Source organism: Leptolyngbya sp. ST-U4 (assembly GCF_039962215.1).
Classification (GTDB): domain Bacteria; phylum Cyanobacteriota; class Cyanobacteriia; order Elainellales; family Elainellaceae; genus Leptolyngbya_A.
This window is the reverse complement of sequence record NZ_JAMPKZ010000011.1, coordinates 121,301-144,500: the sequence shown is the minus strand read 5'-3', so window position 1 is coordinate 144,500 and position 23,200 is coordinate 121,301. Positions and strand designations below refer to the sequence as shown.

The following is a 23,200-nucleotide window of genomic DNA, read 5'->3' as shown; positions in this document are numbered from 1 at the left end:
ATCAAGCCGACTCTGGCTCAACCAGGTTTTCCGCGCCTTTCACGACTCTGGCAGAAACAATTTTGTCGCCTGCCCGAATTTTATCCAGCACTTCTTTGTTTTCCGTCACATAGCCAAAGACAGCATAGCGACCGTCCAGCAGATTAAGTCCGGCGGGAGTGAGTTCCGGCTCAAACAGGAAGAAGAAGAACTGCGATGAGCCGCCGTTGTTATCCTCTCCCGGTCGTGCCATGCCCAGCGTGCCATAAGCCGAGAAAGGCAGCACAGGCTGGTCGAGATAGCGTCCGGCTTCTTCCAGCGTGACTCCGTAAGTCGGTTCCTTGTCGCCCTGCACCATAATTTCCAGGGGAACAGCCCGATATTTGCCCGTTTTTGGATCGACAAAGCCCTCTTCCTTGCCAGGGGGATCACCGATCTGCGCTACATAAAAGTCTTCAGCGCGAACGAACTCCAGCCCGTTATAAAAGCCGCGCTGCACCAGATCGACAAAGTTTCCTGCTGTAATGGGCGCATTGTAGCCGTCGACCACCAGTGTCATATCACCCTTAGTGGTTTGCACCTCAACGGTTGCCCGTCCTTTAAGCTGCGGCAGATTGCTGTATTCCTCTGGCACTTCGTAGGGAAACTGGGCAACCATCAGTTCTTCTAGCTGTCCCACTTGATCGAGAAGCTGACCGCGCTTTGTCCAGATTGCTTCCTTGTCCTGCTTTTCAACAGCCGATCGTATGTCGGCAACGCCTGCCTTGAGCCGATCGATCGCGGCTTCTGCTTCTGCTTTATGCTCATCAGGGACGCTTGCCAGCAGGGGATCACGTTTGATGTTCAGGATGCGATCGGCAGTATCCAGATTGCGATTGATCGCGCTCACCTTCCGCCGACCCCGCAGTGCTTCCGACATACTCTCCAGGCTGACCTGCAGATCGCGCACGGGCTTATTGTCGATCGGCAGGGCGTAGCGCAGGAGAGCTTTACCGTCGGTGATTGCATTTCCGGGTGGCAGTGCCAGCGCAGATTGATTCCACTCCAGACCAAACAGGCTTCCGGGCGGCAGGATGATTCCACTGCTCCAGAGCAACCCGATCAGCAGCACCAGCGATATGCCTGTTTTCAATAGACGGCTAATGAAAGCAAACCCTTTGCCGCACTGGGAGGACGGACGCTCGATCAGGGTTTTGAGAGGGGCAAGCGTTCTACTCATGAAAATTTTTAAAAAGCTCAACAAAATAGCTCAGCAGGACTGCGTTGAAGAGGTTTCTGTTTGCAGAACTCAAATTCGCACAAGCCAGAAACTTCACTCATCATCTTCCCATAACGATGGAAGGGATTTCATCTCGACCTGCTGAGCCGAACCCAGCAGGATGTTCGATCGCGCGTGAACAAATTCCTTCTGCCTTTCGTGATATGTCTCCCTCGGAGCGGTAAAATAAATTGCCGATCGTTTTGCCAACACAGCAAGATTCATGATTTCCAGTAATGATTTTCGCCCCGGGGTCAGTATTGAGCTTGACGGAAACGTCTGGCGGGTTGTGGAATTCCTCCATGTGAAACCTGGTAAAGGCTCCGCTTTCGTGCGAACCAAGCTCAAAAATATGCAGAACGGGAACGTAGTTGAGCGAACGTTCCGGGCAGGAGAGACTGTCCCGCAGGCAGTCATCGAAAAAAATACAATGCAGCACACCTATAAGGACGGCGACGATTACGTCTTTATGGACATGGAAACTTACGAAGAAGGTCGCCTGAATGCCAAGCAAATTGGCGATCGCGTGAAGTACCTGAAAGAAGGGATGGAAGTCAACGTGGTGCGCTGGAATAACCAGGTGCTTGACGTTGAACTGCCCAACTCAGTTGTACTGGAAGTCGTGCAAGCCGACCCTGGCGTAAAGGGCGATACGGCAACGGGTGGCACCAAACCTGCGATCGTCGAAACCGGGGCGCAAGTCATGGTTCCTCTGTTTATTTCGATAGGCGAACGCATCAAAGTTGATACTCGCACGGATACCTACCTGGGACGGGAGTAGTTTGGCGATCGTCGTCGCGATCCGTTTAGCGATTATCCGTTTAGCGATTAACAGTTAGCCAGCTATCAGTTTCAAGGCAGATTGAAGGCAACTTGAGGTCAAATGTCGCGATCGTTCGATTGTGGTGATGCAGGACTTCTCGTGCCTTTACATTCCTTTCCACTCCTGCTTTTTCGCAACTGTTAGTCGCTACGCCATCTCATTTAAAATCATTCGACTAGAACGGTTAAAACAAGCGTGGAACTGAACTTTAGCGAACTCCGAGATTTATTAACAGTTATTAATCAAACTGATATTGCAGAATTTACGCTCAAAAGCGGCGATTTTGAACTGGTAATTCGTAAGGGCGTTCAACCCGGTGATACTCCGGCGACTTCTCCGGCTCCATCGACGGATACTGCCGTTGCCCTGGCTCCGATTCCCTCCCTGCCCAGCGCGTCTGCCACACCGATCGTCGTTCCCCCAACGCCAACCCCGCCACCCCGCTCGACCGAGAAGTTTGTCGAAATCGTCTCGCCAATGGTCGGCACCTTTTATCGTGCTCCGGCTCCTGATGAAGCTGCGTTTGTAAATGTGGGCGATCGAGTCCGAAATGGTCAGACAGTCTGCATTATTGAAGCCATGAAGCTAATGAATGAAATCGAGGCAGAAATCAGCGGCGAAATTGTCGAAATCCTGGTTCAAAACGGCGAGCCTGTTGAGTTTGGTCAGCCCTTGATGCGGGTGAATCCAGCATAGTCAAAGCCAATTCATCCAGGCAATCCATCAAGCTAGTGTTTTGTGAAGCAAATTCTGACGGGTAAGGGAGAATGTGGGGGCGTTGCCTCCGGTAGGGCTGAACCCTTGCACCCCGCCAATCAAAATGACGGGCTCCTAGACAGAGTGCTGGAATGTTGAAGGGCTAAACGCTGTCGAAGCCCGATCGCCCGCTTTACAAACTCAAACTCGACCCGAAGGATTCGATCAGCTCAATATCAGACATTCCTGTCAGCTTCTCCTGATGGGTTCAGAATCCTCCGAAGATAGGGAAAGAACTCCCAAAAGCTGGATCAGTCAGCATTTCAATTCAGATGCATCAGGGAAATGTCCCTTTCCGGCAAGAAAACGCAAGGCATTTTGTCGGATTGAACTCGTAGCAACAGGAGTTTGATCCCCCTAGAGGGGAAGTGTTTCGCATGGTAGCTGGGTATGGAAACTGGGTAGTATTTGTCCGTGTCTAGTCTGTCCGTCTCGAAACAGTTGCTAAAATCGTGCTTTGAAAAATGTTCAGTTTTCTGCGTGATCTGTACTACGAGGGCTACGAGACTGCCCATGCCTGGTATCGGGGACTGACGCATAACCGGGAATGGCTGCTAATGCGGCAGCTCAGTCGCTTTACAAAGATTCGCTGTTGGATAAAGCAGTCAGTGGTAAAACAGCGGCTTGCTCTCTGTGCTGAGCCTTGTGAAACAGCGATCGATCAATCTGTTTTTCCTGATGTGGCGATCGATCAGATTGTGCAGTCGATTCAGCAAGACGGATATTTCCTGGGTCTACAGCTTCCCTTATCAATTGTGCAATCGATTCTTGACTTTGCGAATCAGCAGCCCTGCCTGGGAAATCGCTATCCTGACACAGGCTTTTATTACGCCGAAAAAGCACAGGCAGAGGCACACTATCAAACCGCATTTGTGACGGCGAGCTACTTTAATACCGCTTTGACCTGTCCAGCAATCGTCAAACTGGGACAAGATCCAGTCTTGCGAGCGATCGCGGCTCGCTATTTGGGGGCAGAACCCGTTTTGATTAGCAGTCGCCTGTGGTGGAGTTTTCCCAGTCGGGCAACCGTGCGCGATCGGCGAAAATCCGCCCAAATGTTTCACTATGATCTGGACGATTACGGGTTTCTCAAATTCTTTTTCTATCTCACTGATGTCGATGAATGGGCGGGTCCACATATTTGCGTTCGCGGCACGCATCTGCACAAACGCTGGTCTCATGAATGGTTTGGCAAAAAGTTTTCTGAAGCAGCGATCGATCGTGCCTATGGTTCGGCAAATGTGATCACAGTTTGCGGCGAATCAGGCTTTGGCTTTGCCGAAGATACGTTCTGCTTGCATCGGGCAAGCCCGCCTCAAAAACACGATCGCCTGATTTTGCAGCTTGAATATGCCCTACAGGATTACGGCATGGAGCGCGACACGATCGATCCCCAATCGGTTAGAGTGTACGCAGCCGGCTGATTCGCTAACTGGATTACCTCATCGAGGCGATAGAGTTCGACAGGTCCTATAGCTCGATCAGCCATATAGAGTAGACTAGATCCTTGTTCTGCTGGTGAGCGTGCGTCATGTCATTCTCTTCTCAAGTATTTCCGGTTTATTGGTATCAAGACCATGTGCGGCTGATTGACCAAACGCGATTGCCGCAGGAGTACGGCGTGGTAGAAATTAGCCGCTCAGACGATATGGCACTGGCGATCAAAACCATGATTGTGCGTGGTGCGCCTGCGATCGGCGTAGCGGCAGCGTATGGGCTATATCTGGGTGCGCGCGAAATTGAGGCAACCCAGCGAGAGCCGTTTTTAGCTCAGCTAGAGCAGGTGGCGCAAAAGCTCAAGGCAACTCGCCCCACTGCTGTGAATTTGTTCTGGGCGATCGATCGAACCCTGAAGATAGCGCGGCAAACCCTGGGCAGCGTGGATTATATCAAAGAAGCTATTTTGCAGGCAGCCCATACAATTCGCGAGGAAGACATTGAAACTTGTCAGGCGATTGGCGAAGCGGGCTTGACCGTTCTGCCCCAGCCGCCGGGTCAGTTGCGGCTTTTAACCCACTGCAATGCAGGCGCACTGGCAACTGCAGGCTACGGTACGGCTCTGGGTGTAGTGCGATCGGCTTGGCGCGAAGGACGACTAGAGCGAGTCTATGCCGACGAAACTCGTCCCCGGATGCAGGGCGCAAAGCTCACTACCTGGGAATGTGTGCAGGAAGGCATTCCCGTGACGCTGATTACTGACAATATGGCGGCGCACTGTATGAAGCAGGGCATGATTGATGCGGTCGTGGTGGGAGCCGATCGAATTGCGGCAAACGGAGATGCGGCGAACAAAATTGGCACTTATAGCGTTGCGCTGATTGCCAGAGCACACAATATTCCTTTTTATGTGGCAGCTCCGCTTTCAACAATCGATTTTTCCCTCTCGACCGGTAGCCAGATTCCGATCGAGGAACGCGACCCCGAAGAGGTTTACCAGATTGGCGATACGCGCATTTGTCCGCCGGGCGTTGAATTTTACAATCCGGCGTTTGATGTAACGCCTGCCGAGCTCATTACTGCCATCATCACCGAGCATGGGGCAGTCCGACCGGAGGAGCTGATTCAGCTTCAGTTTAAGCAGGTGGTTTAGACAAATTTGCGGCGTTAGCGGCGATCGGCGGTGTAAATCAGTTCCCTTTAGGGGGCAATCGGTCAGCCCAGCCTAAAACAGCCTTCCTGTCTGATGTTTGGACACAACGATAATTTCGCCGCTCATTAGGGCAGCAAAGCGGTGGGATAAAGCCAGCCCCAGTCCTATGCCTTCATGACGGCGATCGAGTCTGCTTTCTCGCTGCTCAAACGGCTGGAATAGACGGTTCAGATCAGTGGCGGTGATGCAACTCCAGTATCAATAACCGAAAACAAAAGCTGGTTTCTTGATGCCGGGCTATTCTCCTTCTGGGGAAATCGACTTTCAAAAATCCTCGATCGTCAATTCCCGATAGCCCGAATCGAGATCATGCTCTCGTCGAAAGCGCAGTTCTGGCATAATGCCAATCACAATTTCTGCGGTGGTGTAGATGCGGCAGCCCTCCAGCAAATGACCGCCAAAGGTTTGCCCTGTCCGCTCGGCGATTGACAGATGATAGTGCGACCCGTGACAGGACATTACGCCCATCAGCGACACAATCTCAAGATGTCCCTGATAGATCGTTCCTTCAGATTGATTTGCCAGCCGTAGCATTGCCTGAGTGAGACTGCCAACACAGGTGACAATGCAGGCAGCTTCCAAACGGTGATCCTGGACAAACTGCTCCAGCTCAAGCTTCAAGTCTTGCCCTGGCTTCAACCGTAAAGCTGCCACCTGCATTGAAGAAAACATTCCCTTATCTCCCTATGTCCTCATCTTCCTATCCCTAGACTCCATATTGCTTAAACCAAGCCTGAAGCTTCTCCCAGCCATCCTCTGCATCTACCTGCCGATAAGAGGGTCGATAGTCGGCGTGGAAACCGTGGGGCGCATCGGGATAGACGATGATTTCCGAGGGACTATTGGCGGCAGCGAGAGCTTGCTTCATCTGGTCAACGCTAGTGAGCGGAATGCCATCATCCTTACCGCCGTACAGTCCCAGAACGGGGGCTTTGAGCGTGCCTGCCACATCGATCGGAAACTTGGGCTGGAGTTCGGTTGATTGCCCAACCAGGCGTCCATACCAGGCCACCCCCGCCTTGAGCTGAGGATTGTGCGCGGCATAAAGCCAAACAATTCGACCGCCCCAGCAAAAGCCTGTAATCCCAACCCGATCGACATCGCCCTTCCCGGAATTTTTCGCCCAGTTGACCGCCGCATCCAGATCGGACATCACCTGAGCATCGGGCACGCTGGAGACGATCGGGCGAATCTCGTCGATGCTGCTCAACTTCGACACATCCCCCTGCCGCACAAACAGTTCGGGTGCGATTGCTAGATAACCCAACTGAGCAAACCGCCGACACATATCCTGGATATATTCGTGAACGCCAAAGATTTCCTGCACCACCAGGACGACCGGAAAATCAGTTCCCGTTTCAGGCATCGCGTGATAGCCGGGAATGACTCCATCTTGTGTCGGAATCTCGATCGCCCCTACCATCAATCCCTCTGTATCCGTAATGATCGTTTCAGCAGAAACAGGGCGAACTGCCATTGCAAATCCGGCGGCTAGCGTTGCCATCACAAAATGCCGTCGTTTCATACTGCCGTCTGCCATGTTGACCTCCGTTAACCCGAACGATTGAAGATGCTTTCGCAAAAGAATGATTGCAAAAGGTTAAACAGTATTAAGATATCGCAATCACTTCGATCAAGCTATGTTGCTGCAATCCTGCTGATGAGGCGCGGTCGATCGCAAACAAGCTTGGTAGAATTTGGGGAAGCTTACGACAGGTTAGCCTGCCATTCTCCCTGAATTGATTTTGGGAGTCACGCTCAACATTCATTTAGCAGAACTCATTTCAAACCACTGTGGCGCAAGTTGTACTCGAAAACATCTACAAAAGTTTTCCTCACCGCACGGGTAAAGCCAGTTCCTCCGGTCAGTCCTCCGGTCACTCCATCCAGAAGCGTTCTGCGGGGGGAATCGCTCCAAACGCCGCCTCCGTAGGAGCAACCGCACTGGCAATTGACCCCGAAACGGAAACTGGCACAGCTCAGAGCGTGAGCGTACTACGGCGAATCAACCTGACGATTCACGACGGTGAATTTATGGTGCTGGTGGGTCCATCGGGCTGCGGTAAAAGTACGCTGCTGCGCCTGATTGCCGGACTGGAAGCCCTCACAGGCGGCAATATTTCTGTGGGCGATCGCCTCGTCAACGATCTGCCACCCAAAGCCCGCGATATCGCGATGGTGTTTCAGAGCTACGCGCTTTATCCACACATGACGGTGTATGAAAATCTGGCGTTTGGGCTGCGGCGCACCTGGACGATCGATGAAAGCGAGGCAAAGCCTTCTAATCGCCCAGAATGGATGGAGCGACTTTTCGTCAGTGCCACCCGATCGCTGCCGCGCGGTTTGCGCTACTGGTCAGCCGAAGAAAAGCTGATCGATCGCCGCGTCAAAACGGTGGCTCAGATGCTCCAGATCGAATCGCTGATCGATCGCCTGCCCAAACAGCTTTCGGGCGGACAAAAGCAAAGAGTCGCCCTGGGTCGGGCAATGGCACGCAATCCCCAGGTGTTTCTGATGGATGAGCCACTCTCGAACCTGGATGCCAAACTGCGAACCGAAACCCGCGGCCAGATTGTTAACCTTCAGCGCAAGCTGGGCACGACCACAATCTACGTCACCCATGATCAGACCGAAGCCATGACCATGGGCGATCGCATTGCGGTGATGAATGCCGGACAAATTCAGCAGGTGGCGCGTCCGCTCGATCTTTACAACCGTCCGGCAAATCGCTTTGTGGCGGAGTTCATCGGTTCACCGCCCATGAACTTTATTCCGGTTCAGGTCAAAGCTCCCCTGCTGATTCAGCACCCTCAATTTCGCCTCACTCTGCCCCACGACTGGGAAGCGCGGCTGCGGCTTTATGACGGGCGATCGATTACCCTAGGCATCCGTCCAGAGCATCTCAGCGTTGGTTTGCCTGCGCCCAAAAATATCCCTGTCCGGGTTGAGCGCGTCGAGGCACTGGGCAGCGAAACTTATCTCAGCGTCAGTCTGGTGACTCCAGACCGCTCCGGTGAAATCTTGCCCCTCCAGGTGAGAATCGAACCCGATCGCCCGGTTTTTGTGGGAGAGGAACTCTGGCTGACGATCGCGCCCGACAAAATTCATCTGTTTGATGACAGTACAGGGCGGGCGATCGTTTAATCAGGTTGCTCAAACCCCTGCTAAACCTCGATCGACTCCCGCCGATATCCGTTGCGGTGCTCTTTGCGAATCGGAGTGCCACAGGGATAAGTTGCAATCGGCTGTGGAGCAGTGACGGCTTGCTTCACGGTTTGGGCGATCGCGATCGTCGGTTGGGCTGGCTGCTGTGCCTGGGCGGTCAGATAATCCCGACGCAGGGTTTCGAGCATTTCCTCGCGGCGATCGTACAATCGCTTCAGCGGACGCGGCTCACACTGGCTGAGGATGTAGGCAGAGAGGATTGGGAGAGCGATCGTGCTGTCGGTATAGCAGACGATCGTGCTGGGTAGCTCTTCGGGGTCGACTTTGCCCCAGCTTACGGCTTCGGAGGGGGTTGCACCAGACAGTCCGCCTGTATCGGGACGGGCATCGGTGATTTGCACAAAGTAATCGTGTCCGCGCTCTTCGAGTCCCAGGACTTCGTGAATCTGGGGCTGGGTTTGCAGCAGGAAGTTTTTGGGACTGCCGCCGCCCAGGATCACTGCTGCGCTCTTGCCTTCTTCACCAGAGGAGGTTTGACGGGCTGCGTAGGCGATCGCTGCGGTTTCGTTCACGTCCAGTGACGGGTCGATCATGAGCTGATAGCCTTCCAGTGCCAGAGCTGCCACATTCATGCCAATCGAACTATCTCCAGGCGAGGAGGTGTAGATTGGGACGCCGCACTGGTAAGCCATAGACAGCAGGCAGGAGTGCTTTAAGCCTAACTGCTGCTCGACTTCGTACAGATATTTGCCCAGTAAATGGTGAAACTCTGCCGTGCTCATGCGCTTCTGGAAGGGTTCTGCCTTCAGCAGTTCGCGAATAAACGCATCGGTTTCGAGCAGCACATCATAGCCAAACACAATATCGTAGATGCGAATCCGCCCTTCCTGGCGCAGTTTCACGTCATCGACAAACGGATGGCTGGCATACAGATCCAGTCCGAGTCCGTAGTGAATGTCGTGATACAGGTTCGCTCCGGTGCTGATCATCCAATCGATCATGCCGTGCTGCATCAGCGGAGCCAGCACAGAGCCACCCAATCCGGCAGGAGTCAGCGCACCAGACAAACTGACGGCAACGGTAACGCCTTCCTGCATGACTTCACGGCTCAACAGGTGGCAAATTTCGCGTAAGCGGGCGGAGTTATACGCGGTGAAATACCCGTCGATCAAATCGACGACGCTAATTTCAGCAGGCATCGGTGCAGGGGAAATCTTATGGCTGAGAATTTTCGACATTGCTCGCTCTCCAAATTCGCTGGAATTTCGGTGAAAAAGAAATTAATGCAGACCCAAAAGCGTGAAGCTGCAAACCGATGCGAAAGACTGCTAGAAGGGTTCCCACCCTCTGCACATGTCTCACTAGAAAACTGAACCAACTCCGGTCGCCCTGACTTCCTTCAGCCATGACATGAGAGAAATCAGCAGGCTACCGCAGACGCAGTTTTCCTGTTGCATTAAATCGATTTGCAAAAACTCTAAAGCGAGTCTCGATCGACCGAGTTTGTCAGGTCGCTAGTTCCGGGTCTAAACCCAACTAGCTACTTCGCGGGCAATTTTGCCCCCAACCCACAAACCTACAGTTACAGGTCGATCAGCTCATACTAGGTCCTTCACAGCGGTCTGCCCAGGAGAGAGCCGGGTCAGTCAACCGTCTGCGCTGTAATTTCACTTCCAGACACCACAAGGGCTTCCTGGGGTTTCCAGTAAATGAAAACTGTTTCAACGCACTACAACCCGTCTAGGGAAGAATTAATGGTTTAACCCTATTACCTTAACACTAATTTATGGTATGGCTTCTGTAAGATTGCGGAGTGATTTCCCCCTGTTGGCGATCGGGTGAAGTTTTTCTTGGGGATGGTTTGATTGGGGCGAGAGGTTTTACAGCCCCCTAAATCCCCCAGAATTGAGGACTTTGAGCCAGATCCAAAGTAGGAAGGGTTTTCTCTAGAATTAGAGGCTGGGTGAACGATCGAGGCAATATTTGCGTCTTCTACAATATCTATGCTATAGTCTGATACTGTTCGGACGCATAGCTCAGTTGGTTAGAGCACTACGTTGACATCGTAGGGGTCACTGGTTCGAGTCCAGTTGTGTCCATCACCTAAACCCTTGTTTCTATGAGGGTTTTCGGCTTTTAAAGGGGGCGACGAAATGAAGATTCGCTCGGCTCTGGTTACGCCAAATCATGCCATTTTTACGCCAAATCACGTCACAACTGGTAGAGAATTGGTAGACCAGTGGTAGACCAGATTTCGATCAGTTTGGGTATGGAGCGGTCTAAAAAGGGCGCAGTCAAAATTGAATCAGACAAAGGCTGGTTGCGTCTCAGGTGGAGTTGGAGCGGCAAGCGGTTCACATTGGCACTGGGACTTCCGGACGACTCAACGAATCGGTCGATCGCTCAACGCAAAGCGGAAATTATTCAGTCAGACATTCGACTGGAGCAGTTTGATGAAACTCTTGTCAAATACCGATCGCAACCTTCTCAGGCTGAACGAGTGACCGCAGTAGGGCTGTTTGAGCAGTTCACTGAATACAAGCGGCGGCAAATTGACCCAGCAACGCTAGCAAAGTATGTGGGGCTAGTGGGGTACTTAAAGCAGTTTTTTAGAAACCAATTTGCTGATCAAATCACCGAAGATCAGGCATTTCAGTTTCGCGATCGGCTGCTCAAATCAATTCAGCCCGTGACGGTTTCTGAGCGACTAGGGCTGCTGCGAGCTTGCTGGACCTGGGGACAAAAGCGGCGATTGGTACAGGTTAATCCCTGGTTAGACGTAAAGCTGAAAGTACCACCAAAGCAGCGACCTCGCCCATTCAGTAAGACCGAGTGCCAGAAAATTTTGGAGGGTTTTAGAAGCGATCCTATCTACAGTTACTATGCCGATTTTGTAGAGTTTTTACTGGCGCTAGGTTGTCGGATTGGAGAGGCGGCAGGCTTGAAATGGGGGCATCTGAGTGAGGATTGCAGCTCTCTCTGGATTGGTGAAACTTGGAGCCGGGGCAAGCAGAAGGCAACGAAAACGAACCGATCCAGAGCTTTCAAACTCTCTCCACGGATTCAACAAATGCTGCTGGAACGGAAGCCGGAGGGTGTAGAGCTAACAGATTACGTGTTCCCAGCTCCCAGGGGAGGGGCAATCGATGACCACAACTTCAGAAATCGAGCGTGGAAGCCTATCTTGAAGCAGGTTGGAGTGGAATATCGAATGCCACGTAATTCTCGCCATTCGTTTATTAGTCGGGCTATTGCAGAGGGGCATAACCCGGCAGAAGTGGCAGAAATTGTGGGCAATTCGCCAAAAACTTTAATGCAAAATTATTTGGGAGTAGCAGGCAAGGCTCAACTGCCTGAACTGTGGGAGTAGAGCCTAACTGCTTTTGCGCTGCTGCTTTTGCTGGCTGAGAAGCTGTTTGCGACGTAGCTCGATGGCTCGTTGATGGGCTGCAGGATTGTGACGGTTGCGCTGCCAATCGCGCAGTAACTCCAGGTCAAAGATTAGCTTACTGCCTTCCCCCCAGTAGTGGATGCCCTCCTGAAACTGAGCCATACGGCGATCGAGGGTTCTGATAGAGATACCCAAAAGATTGGCTGCATCCTGCTTACTTCCAGTTTCTGGCAGTGCAACATCAAGTTTTTGATTAATCTGTTCTAGTACATCTGCAATCCGCTCTTGTGAAGCGGCAAGCTTGAGGAGAGCGTCAGCGAGGTTAGGGGATGGGTCAATCACGATCGCCTCCTGATGTTGCAAAACTTCCCGTGCTGCGCTCCATAATTACCGCGATAAGTTGCATTTTCAGTCGGTATATCAAAGGATGGGTCAGTCCCTCGTCTAGACAGTTCGCTAATCGTCGCATCGTGTCTGCCATCTGAGAGCGGGAGGTGTACTGCGTCAACTCAACTCGTAGTTTTAACGTGGGCGGCTGCTCTGGCTGCTCCTGGTCCCAGGTTGTTTTAGCCGATAGCTTGATCCATCCATCCTTGTCACTCATACTGTCCTCCCTAGCTGTCCAATGATTTCCCCCGATGCGTCCAGCAGCTTCCCTTGACGAGACTTGAAGGGAATTGGGCTGGGCAGTGGTCTAACATCGTCTAGCCGGAGGGCAAAGCGTCCAACTTCCCAGAAGCCAACCGATCGTTCTAGCTCGGTCTGTTCTTGAATCAAGCGATCGGTCATCTTCAGGCAGCCTGTCAGATTAGATGCTGCGATGATTTGCCCATAGGTGTGCTGTGGGTGTAGGGGGTGAACGTCCCTTCCTGCTTTGTCAGAGGAATCAAAGGCGAGAAACTGATTCCGATCAACGCCTGCCAGTACCAGTGCATTCCAAAAAACAGCCATTGTCTCAACGGTTGCTTTGGTCTTGGCTGCATGGATCAGTAGCTCTCCCCGATAATCCGTTGACCAGTGCCGGGTTTCGTATCCCTTTAGCCCCAACGCAATAAGTGAAGCCCAGGGTTGATGGAGTGTGATGATCTTCATGGCTTTGAAGTCTCCGTGCAGTGAGGCTTGGGCTGCTTCGTAATCGCTGCTAGAATGTCATCCCCAGAACAGCGATCGTCCACCATTGCTCGAATTCGGTGAATTTGACTGACTGGAATGTAAGTGGATCGCTTCCTGCCGTCGTCCATCCAGCAGTAGTAATAGGACACTGAGGGATTCTTGCGCTTGAGATTCCCCTTTCGCTCCTCAATCCAACCAACGGCTTTCCCTTTAGGGGAGTATCGCCGCTTTCGCTTCCCGTCTCCCTGCTGCGGTTGTTCTGGGGATAATCGCTGGACGAGCTTCAGGTGCTTGAACTCCACCCAGCTTTTGTAGGAATGTCCCTCGTCGATACTGGCTCCGCTGCCCAGAAGGCGATCGATCGTTCCCTGGTGGGTAGTTCCGCCAGAGTGATACTGAACCACATCACCAACCTGAAACGGCAATAAATCTTCAATCGTATGGGGCTGCTCTACCCCTGCTCCACCATAGTTCGCCCAGATCACAGGTTCTATCCCCAGAACCTCCGTCCGGGTCACTACTGCTGATCCTGAGCGGGTGGCGATCGTAGTTCCTGGCTCTGGCGTGGGTATGGCTGTTCTGGGGATAACGATTGTAAGAGAAGGTTTATCCCAGTCCGGATCGTATCCTTCCAGGTCAGGAGGCTTGACTGTCACATATTGGCTTGTGTCAAATAGTTCCATTGGTACTGCTCTCCCTAATTTTGCTGATTTAGGTTGAGACAGTGGGCGATGCCTTCAGAAACCAGGCGATCGTAGTTCAGCTCTGGATTCTCGTCTAGTGCCCTGCGTAGCAGCCTGTAGAGAGGGGCTGGTATCTCGGCGATGATGCTAATCATTTCCATCGGTAGATGCTCCTGTAAGGCGAATTCCTAATTCCTGGGCGCGTTGTTTTACCGCAGCAGAGACTGGCTTCTGCTGGTCCTGGTAGTGCCTGATTAAACCCATCAGGCTTTCTCGTTCATCAAAAATTTCAGGCGGCGGAACGGGCGGCGGAAGATCAGTCTGTGCCGTGCGCTGCTGGTGCTTCCGATATTCTTCTTCCCAATGCGCTCTATCCCGCTCGATCACTTTGAGGGCGTAGGCTCGCTCGTTGCGAATTAATTCCGTCCCTTTGAGCCTCCGGATCACAAAATCCAAAAGCTCTCTCTCTGGGGTGGGCGGCGGGGAGAGTGAGAGATCAGAGAAAGGATCAGAGAAAAGATCTGTAGAGTTGCAGGATGCTTGCTCTGTTTGCGTTTGAGGGGTGTCTGTGCGTCCATTCGTAGACTGTGTGTTTCCGATCGTGGACAACGTGCATCCATTCGTAGACAGTGTGCGTCCATTCGTAGACACTGGCACAGGTGCATCTTCGACCGTCACACCCTTATCAGTTGGAACCCACAAATCAAGCGAACCGATAATCTCTTCTTGCAGCCAGCCTCCGGCGATTAAGGCAGCTTTCGCTTTGTAGAAGGTCGATCGCCCTATCCGAAGTTTCTTGCAGAACTGGCTAACGCTTTTGATTCTGAGTTTCCAGCCGTCACGCCGCTGTGTCTTAATGTAGTAGTACAGATAGCCTGCTGCACTGATGAATCCAGCTTTATAGTCTCTGTAGAGTGTCTCGTAACGCATCTCATAGCAGGGTTCTCGCCGCTTCTTCATGGCTCCGCCTCCACCGGCACGACAACACCTAGTCCGGCGCAGGTCGAACGAATGGCAGTTAGCTTGAGTGGGTTCGCCTCACCGAACAAATGAATCTGCTTGCGATGCTCTGGGTAGAAAGGCTGTTCTAATGCACTACGATCGAGGTCAATCCATCGGCTTGCATCAATTGCACCCTGTTGATGTAAAACTTTCATCGCTCTGTAGAACCTAGAGCGGCTTGACCCGACTTTTTGACCAAGCTTTTTGATGCTGTTGCCGGGGTAAACTTGTTCGTGTTGGATTAAGTAGTACAGATACCCTGCTGGGATGAGCAGTCCCTTTCTGGAATCCTCATACAACGTCTTGCAAAACATCTCATAGCGAGGCTTGCGCTTTTGCCATTCTGAACAATGCGCTTCTAGTTTATTTTCTTTTGTCATAGAATTGATTTTGGTTGATTAGCCCCCATCCGTACTGGAAGGGGGTGCTTCTTTAGCAGGGTGTATCTAGGAGTCAGGCAGAGCGGGTCTGAAGCTGCTGTAACCGCTCCAGCTTTTCTGCCACCTCCCGCGCCATTCGTGTGTCTTGGCGACGTAGTTCAAATCCTCTCAGGACTTCACTTTTCTCGATGCCCAGAGCATCAGCGATAACTCCCAAGTTGCGCTCACTAATATGGCGACGGCTGCTCCAGGCTGTGAAATTGCTGGCATCGATTCCAGTAATTGCTTGAAGGTCGATCGCGCGTGCGTAACGGATATCTTCTGCACAAAGTCTCATAGGGGTCACGAATTTTCCTGATATATGATTCCCGATCAGGCAAGGGATAATACGAAATTATTAGAAATTATACGATCGTATTATTCAAGATTTCAAGATCCTGTGATGAATTCTCCTAAGCTGTAATTAATTAGCTGAAAATAGAATTGTTCCAATGAAGTTCTGTGAGGCATTCCGGGAGACCTTGTTTAGGTTCGACATCAAGGGAACTGATTTGGCGGTAAGAGCGGGTTTAACTCCGACCCAGATCAGTAAGTTCCGGAACGGCGAGAATTTGCGGATTGATTCAGTTGAAAAAATTTTGGATGCGTTGCCAGAGGAGGCACGCAAATATATGTTGTTGCTAGTGCTGCGTCCTCTTGATTCATCCGTGCCGCTGCCAGATCCTAAGCCTCCTGCTTAATGAGTAGAGGCGGATAAATGGGAATGGACGAGAAAAATCCTGTAGGTTGTTCTGGGGATAACGGAGCTTGAAGTGTAAGGCTGTAGGCGCTTACCCCAGGAGGGAACTGCTTCGCATCTCCCGCTGATTTGAATCTTCAAGGCGTAACTCTGTATTTCTAGAGCTTCACGTCCTGATGGGAAATCCAACGGATAATGCTTTCTCCGCCAAGGGCTTTAACAATGTCGTCGTTGGTCTGCTGGCTCTTAGACTCTGGTTCTTTCAAGGCTTTTCTGAGGGAGGATTCTAAGCCCTGTACAGTAGGAGGTTCCTCGCCTCGCTCCTGGCGAATACGAATAATTTCTTGAGCGAGTCGATAGGGTGTCCAGCCTAGCTCCTGCATCCTCGCCTCGTAAACTTCCTTCCGTCCCATCAGCTGATACATACCGTCTCTTTGCACTATAAAGAATAGCCTATGGGGCGGTAGGTTGTCGGTCAGTTAGTCTTTATCGTAAAGGTCTAAACCTAAACCAAATTTGGCGGCGGCTCGTCTGAATGCCATTGATTCTGCATTACTAGAAGGATCGCCATAGCTGCCACAATCCAGTAATTCCTGTCCGCTGGCTGTCCTGGTAAAGTCCCCCTCTTGCGCGTGAATGATCAGTGAATAAGTCAGTACAATTCGATCGCCAGTCGTCTGGATGTGGGTGATCTTGCCTTCCCACCCTGGCGCGTAGTAGTCCAGCAATCGGGCGACGTGATACCAGGGAATGTAAGGAATGTAGGTGATTCTGCCGCTTCGTCTGTCCTTCTTCTCTAGCCTACTGATAAATCGTTGGGGAATGGGTTTGGCAAGGTCATTGAGGATGGCGGCGATCGGTCGTCTGAAGGGCTGATGTCTAGCTTTGCTCTGCGTCTGGTCGTGCATAGTGGGTTTATCGGATGTAGACATAAACCTTGCCGCCTGCTTCGTGCGAGTAGTAGGAGTTGATGAACGCATCGTTGGCGATCGCTTCCCAATCGATGTATTGGTCGAGTGTTGCCCAGTCAAATACCTGGATTCCCTCAGCCGCTTCTGCAATGTGCAAATGCTCCTGACAAAAATCCTCCTCACTGTCAAAGGCTCCGATGTAGTAATCCTCAAATTGGTCTAAGTCTGCATCGCTGCCCAAATGAGCAAAGTACCCTTCGATCGCCGCAGCTCCGTACTGGTGGATCAGGTTGGCTGCTTGGGCGATCGTCTCCAGGTCAGAACAGCAAAGGCTGGGAAAGTTCTCAGTGTCATCAATCCGCCACTCTTCAGCATCCCAGTAAGGTGAGTGGTGAAGCATATAGTCGATCGCTAGCTGGATGTCGTCTGCCTGAATTCCCTCGAACAATTCAATCCAAACGCCTCTTAATTTGCCTCGGTTGTAGGCAGCAAGGTCACAGAAATAAATTCTTGGTGTCATCGATCTGCTTGTTGCTCTGAAGTGATGTCCGGGGCACTACTTCCGGTTAAGTGCGGCTGGTTCTACTCGTCGCCTTCGTCCTCTTCTTCCTCTTCTTCCTCTTCTTCCTCAAGCTGAATCAGACGATCAATTGCGGCTTCCAGATGGATACTTGCGCTGTCTAGCTCATCTGCTAGTTCGTCGTCGTATGCCTGGTCGCGGAGTTCAACCAGGCGATCGTTAATGCGTTCAAGCTTGGTTTTCATGGCTTATTCCGTGATTGATGATTTGCCGTTTCGGGTGCTGACAATCTTTCCGGTCTTGTCAATGAGCAGAGTTTTGGAGTGATGCCAGCCTCGGCAGTCGTCTGTGTTGGTCAAGGTGTCGCACTTTTTTAGCTCAACCTGTGCCCCATGTACTTTCCAGTGGTCATAAGCAACGAGATCCCAACCTGCTTGCATATAGCTCTCAACAGTTCGGCGGATAGGTGCGGGGGCATCATTCCATCTGCGTTTGTTCCAGTGCGTGACCTCTGCCCGTCCTGGGCGGTTGATGAGATAAGGCGTTGTGGGGCGTTTCTCAATGTGCTGCTGGCAAACTTGCTGGACAATCTCGTTAATGCTGCTCAGCCAGTAGACTGCTTCTGGATCTGTCGCGCTAAGGTTTTCTTGCATCAGGTTTCTAAAGGCGATCGCCTCTTGTCCTGTACAAACCTTGAGATCAACCGAGCTTCTAAAACTCCTCACAGCTTTTGCCAGTAAATGTCTGTTGCTTTGCTTGAATTCCTGGTAAATCTGCTCTAGAAACTGCGTCATCGCTATGACTGATTGATTTGTCGTTTGTCCGGGGCACTACTCCCGGTTAAGTGCATCGGTTCTAGAATTCGCCTGCCTCTGCCCAGTCGCAATCGTGGTAGTTAAAGCGGTTTGTTTGAGGCAAAATCCATTTAATTTGCAGTGTTCCAGGACTGGTCTTAATCAGTTCCTTCAATCGCTCTAGGTAGCCTGCAAGGTACACATCATCGTCTTTCTTTGCTGGGCTGTATCCTAGTGCTGCATTGCTGGCTCCATCTAGGTAAGCTTCTGCTGTTGCCTTTTGCTGCTGCTCTGTGCGTTCTTGCTCGTGCTGGAATGAATCGAATGGTGTCATGATGAGTAATTGAAAATAGTTGTTTTGAGCTTCTGGAGAACGCTGGAATATTAGGCGTTGTATCTAGGGGCTTTTTTCTTGCGTTCCTGGTCGCGTCTGTAGCGTTGAATCTTACGGTGGGCTGTTTGGGCTGCCGAATGATCGAGCGGTGGGGGCGGCTGTAACATTCGCAGGATTAGGCGGTTTTCTTCACTAGGCTGCTGCTGCATCTGGCTCTACCTCCTGCTGCTGCAATTGATGAGCGCAATTGAGAACGAGATGAAGGAGCGCATCAAACTCCCATACCTTCACTTCATACGCGCAACTAGTGAGGCGATCGCCTTCTCGCACCGTTGCTCGGATGTCGTAGGTGTTGTACTTCCGCCGAATGCGAGATAACCAAGCCGCTGCTATCTCCTCAGACTCGAAACCAAAGTAGGCACACTGGATTTTGTCTTTCCGCCCACCTTTGCCCGGTTTCTTCAATGCCCGATAACAAACAGACAAACGAGGATGGATATTCAGCATTGAATACCCGTCTTTTAGCACTGCAACTTTAGACCGAATCATGCTTAAAACCTTGAGTTCATCTGAACTAATTATAGTGCTACAGCACTGTAAAATACAAGTCAAATGTACTATAATTTAAGAAGGAAGTTGAGGGGTGAAACGATGACCAGCCGCCGATTTTACACACGCGAGATCCAGGGCGAACTACTGTGCCAGCTCTGCCTGCGTCGCTCCTGCGATGCTTCGATCGCCCAACAATGGCTGCTGAGATATGGGGTGAATGTGAGGTTTAGATTCACCCGTGATCGCTGGTATTGCTCGGACGTGTGGTTGTGTGAGACTGAACAGCACCGTAAGCTGGCGGAAAGACTGACGTGCCACTGTGGTAAGAACTAGGGCGGCTCTGCCACCTGCCCCGCTCGGCGGGGCAACCCCAAGGGACTACACGGCTGACCAATAGCCTATGTCTACTGGTTCGGGGGCGGTGGGTGGGGGAGTGGGGCGGGTGCTGTGGCGAGGATTTAATTGCATTTAAAGCCAGCGCAGCGTGCCGCAGAATAAGCGGGTAAGCTGAACAACACTTCACAAGCAACCTCCCGAAGGGGCGGCAATAACGCAGAAGCGAAGCCGACCTCAATGAAACTGGTATCTGGTAATCTATTGGCTGTAAGGATTATGGAGTCTTGGGAGAGAAGCTAGACTTCGATCGCAGTCACTCTGATTCAGGACAATATCTCTACGGCTCTCCTGGCACTTCTGACAAGGTGAGTTTGCTGGTGGGGCGATCGCCTTAAGCCAATAAAAATGCCCCCTTATGAATTGGAGGCGGTTTACTAAAAAAGTTTGGATTGCTTGTCGTGATGATACAAGCCTTTCTATAAAACCAAGGTGCAGCGAGCATAAGGAACCGCCCAGTCATTGCTAGGCTAACCTTTGGCGGCGAACTGTCTGAGATTATCGATATAGCGATCGATCGCGTGATCCTTGAATCGTTGACTAATGAAGTTGAGGCTAAACCGTTGCCCAATTCGGACCTCTTTGTCTACAGCCCGATAGCCCTGCCACGGTCGCGGTAATTCTGGTACAAGATCCATGCCGTTAACAATCCGATAGCTATCGGGAACTCGGCGGTTATAGGAATCTCGGAATCCGTCATTCCCCACTTTAGGTGCGCCATAGGTGTAGGCTTCGATAGTGACCTTATCGGAGAAATTGTACTGAATATCGACAGCACACAAGGTTGCCAGTGCGCCTCCTAAACTATGTCCCGTTGCAACCACACTAGATACCGTGCTCTTGTTGATATAGTCGTGAATTCGATCTCGTACTGAAAAATAAGCAGCGATAAACCCGCTGTGCATGAGTGCTCTGGAAGCACTGGGACCACTGTAGGGATAGGTTTTTCCCTGGGGTTGAACAATCAACTCACGAATTACGTTTTGGTCAAACTGGGCACGCTCTAATCTAGTATTGAAATCCGTTTCCCAGTCCTCGGATGATTGACTGCCTCGAAATACAATGGTAGCTACCGTTCCTTCTGTAAGAATCGCGCACTGAGTATCCGTCTTCGGGTGATCGATCAGGATTGGTTCTACTGTGATGCCATCGAAGCGGATGCCTTGAAAGTTTTCATAAACCTTTTGGCAGAAGATGGCATATTTTACAGCTTTTGAATAATCGATTGGCATAATAACCCTCTGCGGTGATTCAGCGGTTTGTCAGTGTTGATTACGATAAAGACCAGCCGATTTCCGGAAATCCGTATATTAACCTTACCTTCTCCGATCTAACTTGACAGAGATAGGGCAATAGCTTATATCGAACCCGCTTAGTGCAAGCATCGTAGCCTTTTAAGCTTTGTATAGAAGTTGTTTCTCAATTAGCATTTTCACCGTCATAACCCCAATGGGTACGATCGCAAATAGGATAGAGCTAAAGTGAGAAATTTTTACGCTCGGATAAGCTTAATTTTTTGTAAATTAAACATGCAGTGATATTAATAGAAGCTAATTGCTCTATAACTAATGCATGGGCGAAAGCCTGTGCCTGTTAAAAGACTGAGTTGGGCAACGCCGGACGAATCCGCTTTTCAATATCTGCTTCAGGGGCAATCATTCAATCTGCAATGTGTCTGACTTCAGTTCGGCTAATGAGATGGGCAAAAGAGCCATTAGTCAGGCGATCGTTTTTGCCCCTCATCAAACAATTCATTACACTGAACGATCGCCCGAATGTCTTAGGAGAACACGCTTTACAGCAAAAAAGCTGGAGCCGAGGCCCCAGCCACAACAGACCAAGGAACCGCTAGTGAACTAACCGCAGCCTAGAGCCGCGAGACGGCACACCCAAGCAAAACTGACCCACAGGCACAACACAAGGCACAGAGGCAGCAAACCGAGCCGGACCAGAAGACACACAGCGAACTAACACTGAGTAACCGACAACCTGCGCCCACCGGACACAAAACTCGCGCGGCTGCGACTCAAACCACACCTCAGCCACAAAACCTGTGAAAGAGCGGTCAGACTCCCGCCAGAAGCACTCGACTGCGCCAAACTCAGCAGCCAAAGCAGAAACAAAAGCAAAAGGAACAGAACGCTGCATAACAAAGCACCACGTAACAACCCTAAATGAAAGCGAAGGGAGTCAAGTGTTTCTGAGCCACTCAGCTTCTGAAAATGTCGCAACATCTGAGAGGTCAGCAAGAGCTGTGCCCTTGACCCCGTAGCTACACTAGAAAACCCTGCGTGGTGCGATCGCCGCTATTTGTTCGTAGGCAGGTTAAACCAGGAGGATAAGCATTCTGAGCAGTCATGCCTTCTTTTGCTAATACAATTTCATATCCAGTCATCCCTTCCTGCCATCAATCGCTTCTACCCGTGATATCCTGACTCAGCAAAAGGTGGTGGAGGCAAGTTATGAGCGAAGCAGAACAAATGTCATTGTTTGAAGCAATGGATAGTTCCACCAGCCGCTTTGTCAGACAGCCTAAACCTTTGAGGATTAGTGCGATCGCCCTAAATGAATGGAAGCAGCGCATCTACGAGTATCAGACCCAGGTTCGCGTCACTCCGCCCCAGGCTGAGGTTAATCTGTTTGGTGAGCCGATTGAACTGCCAGTAGCCGATCGCCTTGACCCTTTCACCATGCGGCAGCAAAACATTGAGTTCTGGCGGTGGAAGAACAGCGACCAAGGAACGGCTGCCCTGTATTTTGTGATTGACTACGAGCTGCCTATCCTGCTGTACGTGGGTGAAACCGTTAAGTCTGGGCAGCGTTGGAAGGGCGAGCATGGATGCAAATGGTATTTAGACCACTACTGCTCTGCTAACTCTTTGCACAAGATCAAGACTGCGATCGGCATTGCCTTTTGGTCACAAGCACCCGCTGCGACTCGTCCCCGGCAGCAGGTTGAATCCGATTTGATTTATAAGTGGCGATCGCCCTTTAACAAAGAGAACTGGGTGTTCTGGGGTACGCCGTTTGTTCCACCGAAGCAGGGGTAGGTGAATCTCAAACAGGGAACGCTGCATGTGAATCGAAAGAAGCGAGGCCCTCCAGCAACGCATCCGCTGCAAGGAGCCGAGTTACGCGCACTGCGCCAGTTGAAGCGAGAGTATTCGGATTCGCCCTACCTGTTCCAATCGGAGCGTAAGGGTCCGATAAGCGATCGGACAGCACGAGCGATCATTGCTAGAGCAGGAGAGTTAGCTGGACTGCCATTTTCGGTTCACCCGCACATGCTGCGCCATGCAACCGGGTACTATCTGGCATCCAATGGGCAGGACAGGCGAGCTATTTAAGGCTACTTGGGACGATCGGAACATTCAGCATACAGTCCGATATACCGAATTAACTCCAGGACGGTTCAAAGATTTCTGGAGTGATTAGCCTTGCCTCTCAAGCAATTTAACGATCAGGGGGAGGGCAAGCTGTAAAATAACTCGTCGATAAGTAGGAGAAGTGAGGCTTTGATTAACAGATGAGATGATTTACAGGAATCCTGGCTGATGAGCTTGGTTTTATCGGGAGGCGGTCAGATGTAAGCAATTGGTCGTTTCTGAGACACTGTCCACTGTCACACCGTAAATCGTCACTTTGTCGAAGACAGATACTGAAATTTCCTACCGCGATCGCAAAAACTCCTGCTAATAACACGTTGCAGAACTCTCCTGCTGAACGGCTGCAAGTAGCCTTTGCAACACGACCAATA

General features: G+C 51.2%; 33 protein-coding genes and 1 tRNA gene. 10 read left to right on the top strand and 24 right to left on the bottom strand.

Features of this window, described 5'->3' with window-relative positions:
• Position 1: 1 nt before the first annotated feature.
• Positions 2 to 1,198, bottom strand: coding sequence for a peptidylprolyl isomerase (locus tag NDA02_RS17135; protein ID WP_190790971.1), 1,197 nt, complete (start codon positions 1,196 to 1,198; stop codon positions 2 to 4).
• A gap of 93 nt (positions 1,199 to 1,291) precedes the next feature.
• On the bottom strand, positions 1,292 to 1,462 hold the full coding sequence (locus NDA02_RS17130; RefSeq protein ID WP_190790972.1) for a hypothetical protein: 171 nt from the start codon (positions 1,460 to 1,462) through the stop codon (positions 1,292 to 1,294).
• Between NDA02_RS17130 and efp the strand changes: the two genes are divergently transcribed.
• From efp to mtnA, 4 genes are all read left to right on the top strand, one after another.
• Positions 1,461 to 2,018, top strand: coding sequence for an elongation factor P (efp, locus tag NDA02_RS17125; RefSeq protein ID WP_190790973.1), 558 nt, complete (start codon positions 1,461 to 1,463; stop codon positions 2,016 to 2,018). The genes NDA02_RS17130 and efp overlap by 2 nt on opposite strands.
• A gap of 237 nt (positions 2,019 to 2,255) precedes the next feature.
• Positions 2,256 to 2,756, top strand: a complete 501-nt coding sequence (accB, locus tag NDA02_RS17120; protein WP_190790974.1) for an acetyl-CoA carboxylase biotin carboxyl carrier protein — start codon at positions 2,256 to 2,258, stop codon at positions 2,754 to 2,756.
• 524 nt (positions 2,757 to 3,280) lie between these two features.
• The gene (locus tag NDA02_RS17115) at positions 3,281 to 4,240 is read left to right on the top strand and encodes a hypothetical protein (RefSeq protein ID WP_190790975.1); all 960 of its coding nucleotides are present in this window, start codon (positions 3,281 to 3,283) and stop codon (positions 4,238 to 4,240) included.
• Between the two features lie 107 nt (positions 4,241 to 4,347).
• Positions 4,348 to 5,406: an S-methyl-5-thioribose-1-phosphate isomerase gene (mtnA, locus tag NDA02_RS17110; RefSeq protein WP_190790976.1), complete on the top strand. Its 1,059-nt coding sequence runs from the start codon at positions 4,348 to 4,350 to the stop codon at positions 5,404 to 5,406.
• A gap of 324 nt (positions 5,407 to 5,730) precedes the next feature.
• On the opposite strand, the gene NDA02_RS17105 is transcribed toward mtnA, so the two are convergent.
• The gene (locus NDA02_RS17105; RefSeq protein WP_242067220.1) at positions 5,731 to 6,138 is read right to left on the bottom strand and encodes a PPC domain-containing DNA-binding protein; all 408 of its coding nucleotides are present in this window, start codon (positions 6,136 to 6,138) and stop codon (positions 5,731 to 5,733) included.
• Between the two features lie 34 nt (positions 6,139 to 6,172).
• Positions 6,173 to 6,991 carry a dienelactone hydrolase family protein gene (locus tag NDA02_RS17100; protein WP_190790990.1) on the bottom strand — a complete coding sequence of 273 codons (819 nt, stop codon included), beginning with the start codon at positions 6,989 to 6,991 and terminating at the stop codon, positions 6,173 to 6,175.
• A 269-nt stretch (positions 6,992 to 7,260) separates the two neighbouring features.
• Between NDA02_RS17100 and NDA02_RS17095 the strand changes: the two genes are divergently transcribed.
• Positions 7,261 to 8,610, top strand: coding sequence for an ATP-binding cassette domain-containing protein (locus NDA02_RS17095; RefSeq protein WP_190790977.1), 1,350 nt, complete (start codon positions 7,261 to 7,263; stop codon positions 8,608 to 8,610).
• A gap of 20 nt (positions 8,611 to 8,630) precedes the next feature.
• On the opposite strand, the gene speY is transcribed toward NDA02_RS17095, so the two are convergent.
• Positions 8,631 to 9,869 carry a deoxyhypusine synthase gene (gene speY / locus NDA02_RS17090; protein ID WP_190790978.1) on the bottom strand — a complete coding sequence of 413 codons (1,239 nt, stop codon included), beginning with the start codon at positions 9,867 to 9,869 and terminating at the stop codon, positions 8,631 to 8,633.
• A gap of 787 nt (positions 9,870 to 10,656) precedes the next feature.
• Here speY and NDA02_RS17085 point away from each other — a divergent pair.
• Positions 10,657 to 10,730 (top strand) — tRNA-Val (locus NDA02_RS17085).
• Positions 10,731 to 10,900: 170 nt separating this feature from the next.
• Positions 10,901 to 12,001 carry a tyrosine-type recombinase/integrase gene (locus tag NDA02_RS17080; RefSeq protein WP_348255455.1) on the top strand — a complete coding sequence of 367 codons (1,101 nt, stop codon included), beginning with the start codon at positions 10,901 to 10,903 and terminating at the stop codon, positions 11,999 to 12,001.
• A gap of 3 nt (positions 12,002 to 12,004) precedes the next feature.
• Here NDA02_RS17080 and NDA02_RS17075 read toward each other — a convergent pair whose 3' ends face one another.
• The 16 genes from NDA02_RS17075 to NDA02_RS17000 all read right to left on the bottom strand — a co-directional run bounded on the left by NDA02_RS17075 (position 12,005) and on the right by NDA02_RS17000 (position 19,047).
• On the bottom strand, positions 12,005 to 12,364 hold the full coding sequence (locus NDA02_RS17075) for a helix-turn-helix domain-containing protein (protein ID WP_348255453.1): 360 nt from the start codon (positions 12,362 to 12,364) through the stop codon (positions 12,005 to 12,007).
• A complete protein-coding gene (locus tag NDA02_RS17070) occupies positions 12,357 to 12,626 on the bottom strand; it encodes a hypothetical protein (protein WP_348255451.1) in 270 nt (89 codons plus the stop codon). Before NDA02_RS17070 ends, NDA02_RS17075 begins: the two co-directional genes overlap by 8 nt.
• The gene (locus NDA02_RS17065) at positions 12,623 to 13,114 is read right to left on the bottom strand and encodes an ASCH domain-containing protein (protein ID WP_348255450.1); all 492 of its coding nucleotides are present in this window, start codon (positions 13,112 to 13,114) and stop codon (positions 12,623 to 12,625) included. The genes NDA02_RS17070 and NDA02_RS17065 overlap by 4 nt, the downstream gene beginning before the upstream one ends.
• Entirely contained in the window at positions 13,111 to 13,818 is a 708-nt protein-coding gene (locus NDA02_RS17060; protein ID WP_348255448.1) for a hypothetical protein, read from the bottom strand. Before NDA02_RS17060 ends, NDA02_RS17065 begins: the two co-directional genes overlap by 4 nt.
• A gap of 14 nt (positions 13,819 to 13,832) precedes the next feature.
• On the bottom strand, positions 13,833 to 13,979 hold the full coding sequence (locus NDA02_RS17055; RefSeq protein WP_348255447.1) for a hypothetical protein: 147 nt from the start codon (positions 13,977 to 13,979) through the stop codon (positions 13,833 to 13,835).
• Positions 13,966 to 14,778: a hypothetical protein gene (locus NDA02_RS17050; protein ID WP_348255445.1), complete on the bottom strand. Its 813-nt coding sequence runs from the start codon at positions 14,776 to 14,778 to the stop codon at positions 13,966 to 13,968. The genes NDA02_RS17055 and NDA02_RS17050 overlap by 14 nt, the downstream gene beginning before the upstream one ends.
• Entirely contained in the window at positions 14,775 to 15,200 is a 426-nt protein-coding gene (locus NDA02_RS17045) for a helix-turn-helix domain-containing protein (RefSeq protein ID WP_348255443.1), read from the bottom strand. The genes NDA02_RS17050 and NDA02_RS17045 overlap by 4 nt, the downstream gene beginning before the upstream one ends.
• Before the next feature lie 73 nt (positions 15,201 to 15,273).
• A complete protein-coding gene (locus NDA02_RS17040; RefSeq protein ID WP_348255441.1) occupies positions 15,274 to 15,546 on the bottom strand; it encodes a hypothetical protein in 273 nt (90 codons plus the stop codon).
• Between the two features lie 551 nt (positions 15,547 to 16,097).
• Positions 16,098 to 16,364, bottom strand: a complete 267-nt coding sequence (locus tag NDA02_RS17035) for a hypothetical protein (protein WP_348255440.1) — start codon at positions 16,362 to 16,364, stop codon at positions 16,098 to 16,100.
• A 54-nt stretch (positions 16,365 to 16,418) separates the two neighbouring features.
• Positions 16,419 to 16,871: a DUF1071 domain-containing protein gene (locus NDA02_RS17030; protein ID WP_348246989.1), complete on the bottom strand. Its 453-nt coding sequence runs from the start codon at positions 16,869 to 16,871 to the stop codon at positions 16,419 to 16,421.
• A complete protein-coding gene (locus NDA02_RS17025; protein ID WP_348255438.1) occupies positions 16,855 to 17,370 on the bottom strand; it encodes an antirestriction protein ArdA in 516 nt (171 codons plus the stop codon). The genes NDA02_RS17030 and NDA02_RS17025 overlap by 17 nt, the downstream gene beginning before the upstream one ends.
• Positions 17,371 to 17,432: 62 nt before the next feature.
• Positions 17,433 to 17,615, bottom strand: a complete 183-nt coding sequence (locus NDA02_RS17020) for a hypothetical protein (protein ID WP_348255436.1) — start codon at positions 17,613 to 17,615, stop codon at positions 17,433 to 17,435.
• Between the two features lie 3 nt (positions 17,616 to 17,618).
• Complete coding sequence (locus NDA02_RS17015) at positions 17,619 to 18,164, bottom strand: hypothetical protein (protein ID WP_348255434.1); 546 nt, start codon at positions 18,162 to 18,164, stop codon at positions 17,619 to 17,621.
• A 61-nt stretch (positions 18,165 to 18,225) separates the two neighbouring features.
• Positions 18,226 to 18,498 (bottom strand): hypothetical protein, encoded by a 273-nt coding sequence (locus tag NDA02_RS17010; RefSeq protein WP_348255432.1) that lies wholly within the window; start codon positions 18,496 to 18,498, stop codon positions 18,226 to 18,228.
• 50 nt (positions 18,499 to 18,548) lie between these two features.
• Entirely contained in the window at positions 18,549 to 18,707 is a 159-nt protein-coding gene (locus tag NDA02_RS17005; RefSeq protein WP_348255431.1) for a hypothetical protein, read from the bottom strand.
• On the bottom strand, positions 18,691 to 19,047 hold the full coding sequence (locus tag NDA02_RS17000) for a hypothetical protein (RefSeq protein ID WP_348255429.1): 357 nt from the start codon (positions 19,045 to 19,047) through the stop codon (positions 18,691 to 18,693). The genes NDA02_RS17005 and NDA02_RS17000 overlap by 17 nt, the downstream gene beginning before the upstream one ends.
• A gap of 102 nt (positions 19,048 to 19,149) precedes the next feature.
• Here NDA02_RS17000 and NDA02_RS16995 point away from each other — a divergent pair, with 102 nt between their 5' ends.
• Positions 19,150 to 19,383, top strand: coding sequence for a hypothetical protein (locus NDA02_RS16995; RefSeq protein ID WP_348255428.1), 234 nt, complete (start codon positions 19,150 to 19,152; stop codon positions 19,381 to 19,383).
• A gap of 530 nt (positions 19,384 to 19,913) precedes the next feature.
• On the opposite strand, the gene NDA02_RS16990 is transcribed toward NDA02_RS16995, so the two are convergent.
• The 3 genes from NDA02_RS16990 to NDA02_RS16980 all read right to left on the bottom strand — a co-directional run bounded on the left by NDA02_RS16990 (position 19,914) and on the right by NDA02_RS16980 (position 21,838).
• Entirely contained in the window at positions 19,914 to 20,675 is a 762-nt protein-coding gene (locus tag NDA02_RS16990) for a lipase family protein (RefSeq protein WP_348255427.1), read from the bottom strand.
• A gap of 616 nt (positions 20,676 to 21,291) precedes the next feature.
• Complete coding sequence (locus NDA02_RS16985; protein WP_348255425.1) at positions 21,292 to 21,591, bottom strand: hypothetical protein; 300 nt, start codon at positions 21,589 to 21,591, stop codon at positions 21,292 to 21,294.
• A gap of 124 nt (positions 21,592 to 21,715) precedes the next feature.
• On the bottom strand, positions 21,716 to 21,838 hold the full coding sequence (locus tag NDA02_RS16980) for a hypothetical protein (protein ID WP_348247001.1): 123 nt from the start codon (positions 21,836 to 21,838) through the stop codon (positions 21,716 to 21,718).
• Between the two features lie 67 nt (positions 21,839 to 21,905).
• Here NDA02_RS16980 and NDA02_RS16975 point away from each other — a divergent pair, with 67 nt between their 5' ends.
• Both NDA02_RS16975 and NDA02_RS16970 read left to right on the top strand, forming a co-directional pair.
• Positions 21,906 to 22,493, top strand: a complete 588-nt coding sequence (locus tag NDA02_RS16975; RefSeq protein WP_348255424.1) for a GIY-YIG nuclease family protein — start codon at positions 21,906 to 21,908, stop codon at positions 22,491 to 22,493.
• Positions 22,494 to 22,790 (top strand): tyrosine-type recombinase/integrase, encoded by a 297-nt coding sequence (locus NDA02_RS16970; protein WP_348255422.1) that lies wholly within the window; start codon positions 22,494 to 22,496, stop codon positions 22,788 to 22,790.
• The last annotated feature ends 410 nt before the right edge of the window (positions 22,791 to 23,200 follow it).

What these genes read in the sequence shown, in the direction of transcription:
- NDA02_RS17135 (WP_190790971.1), bottom strand. Translation starts at nt 1,198, where the DNA reads ATGAGTAGAACGCTTGCCCCTCTCAAAACCCTGATCGAGCGTCCGTCC.
- efp (WP_190790973.1), top strand. Translation starts at nt 1,461, where the DNA reads ATGATTTCCAGTAATGATTTTCGCCCCGGGGTCAGTATTGAGCTTGAC.
- NDA02_RS17130 (WP_190790972.1), bottom strand. Translation starts at nt 1,462, where the DNA reads ATGAATCTTGCTGTGTTGGCAAAACGATCGGCAATTTATTTTACCGCT.
- NDA02_RS17115 (WP_190790975.1), top strand. Translation starts at nt 3,281, where the DNA reads ATGTTCAGTTTTCTGCGTGATCTGTACTACGAGGGCTACGAGACTGCC.
- mtnA (WP_190790976.1), top strand. Translation starts at nt 4,348, where the DNA reads ATGTCATTCTCTTCTCAAGTATTTCCGGTTTATTGGTATCAAGACCAT.
- NDA02_RS17105 (WP_242067220.1), bottom strand. Translation starts at nt 6,138, where the DNA reads ATGTTTTCTTCAATGCAGGTGGCAGCTTTACGGTTGAAGCCAGGGCAA.
- NDA02_RS17100 (WP_190790990.1), bottom strand. Translation starts at nt 6,991, where the DNA reads ATGAAACGACGGCATTTTGTGATGGCAACGCTAGCCGCCGGATTTGCA.
- speY (WP_190790978.1), bottom strand. Translation starts at nt 9,869, where the DNA reads ATGTCGAAAATTCTCAGCCATAAGATTTCCCCTGCACCGATGCCTGCT.
- NDA02_RS17080 (WP_348255455.1), top strand. Translation starts at nt 10,901, where the DNA reads ATGGAGCGGTCTAAAAAGGGCGCAGTCAAAATTGAATCAGACAAAGGC.
- NDA02_RS17070 (WP_348255451.1), bottom strand. Translation starts at nt 12,626, where the DNA reads ATGAGTGACAAGGATGGATGGATCAAGCTATCGGCTAAAACAACCTGG.
- NDA02_RS17065 (WP_348255450.1), bottom strand. Translation starts at nt 13,114, where the DNA reads ATGAAGATCATCACACTCCATCAACCCTGGGCTTCACTTATTGCGTTG.
- NDA02_RS17060 (WP_348255448.1), bottom strand. Translation starts at nt 13,818, where the DNA reads ATGGAACTATTTGACACAAGCCAATATGTGACAGTCAAGCCTCCTGAC.
- NDA02_RS17055 (WP_348255447.1), bottom strand. Translation starts at nt 13,979, where the DNA reads ATGGAAATGATTAGCATCATCGCCGAGATACCAGCCCCTCTCTACAGG.
- NDA02_RS17050 (WP_348255445.1), bottom strand. Translation starts at nt 14,778, where the DNA reads ATGAAGAAGCGGCGAGAACCCTGCTATGAGATGCGTTACGAGACACTC.
- NDA02_RS17045 (WP_348255443.1), bottom strand. Translation starts at nt 15,200, where the DNA reads ATGACAAAAGAAAATAAACTAGAAGCGCATTGTTCAGAATGGCAAAAG.
- NDA02_RS17035 (WP_348255440.1), bottom strand. Translation starts at nt 16,364, where the DNA reads ATGTATCAGCTGATGGGACGGAAGGAAGTTTACGAGGCGAGGATGCAG.
- NDA02_RS17030 (WP_348246989.1), bottom strand. Translation starts at nt 16,871, where the DNA reads ATGTCTACATCCGATAAACCCACTATGCACGACCAGACGCAGAGCAAA.
- NDA02_RS17025 (WP_348255438.1), bottom strand. Translation starts at nt 17,370, where the DNA reads ATGACACCAAGAATTTATTTCTGTGACCTTGCTGCCTACAACCGAGGC.
- NDA02_RS17020 (WP_348255436.1), bottom strand. Translation starts at nt 17,615, where the DNA reads ATGAAAACCAAGCTTGAACGCATTAACGATCGCCTGGTTGAACTCCGC.
- NDA02_RS17015 (WP_348255434.1), bottom strand. Translation starts at nt 18,164, where the DNA reads ATGACGCAGTTTCTAGAGCAGATTTACCAGGAATTCAAGCAAAGCAAC.
- NDA02_RS17010 (WP_348255432.1), bottom strand. Translation starts at nt 18,498, where the DNA reads ATGACACCATTCGATTCATTCCAGCACGAGCAAGAACGCACAGAGCAG.
- NDA02_RS17005 (WP_348255431.1), bottom strand. Translation starts at nt 18,707, where the DNA reads ATGCAGCAGCAGCCTAGTGAAGAAAACCGCCTAATCCTGCGAATGTTA.
- NDA02_RS17000 (WP_348255429.1), bottom strand. Translation starts at nt 19,047, where the DNA reads ATGATTCGGTCTAAAGTTGCAGTGCTAAAAGACGGGTATTCAATGCTG.
- NDA02_RS16995 (WP_348255428.1), top strand. Translation starts at nt 19,150, where the DNA reads ATGACCAGCCGCCGATTTTACACACGCGAGATCCAGGGCGAACTACTG.
- NDA02_RS16990 (WP_348255427.1), bottom strand. Translation starts at nt 20,675, where the DNA reads ATGCCAATCGATTATTCAAAAGCTGTAAAATATGCCATCTTCTGCCAA.
- NDA02_RS16985 (WP_348255425.1), bottom strand. Translation starts at nt 21,591, where the DNA reads ATGCAGCGTTCTGTTCCTTTTGCTTTTGTTTCTGCTTTGGCTGCTGAG.
- NDA02_RS16980 (WP_348247001.1), bottom strand. Translation starts at nt 21,838, where the DNA reads ATGACTGGATATGAAATTGTATTAGCAAAAGAAGGCATGACTGCTCAG.
- NDA02_RS16975 (WP_348255424.1), top strand. Translation starts at nt 21,906, where the DNA reads ATGAGCGAAGCAGAACAAATGTCATTGTTTGAAGCAATGGATAGTTCC.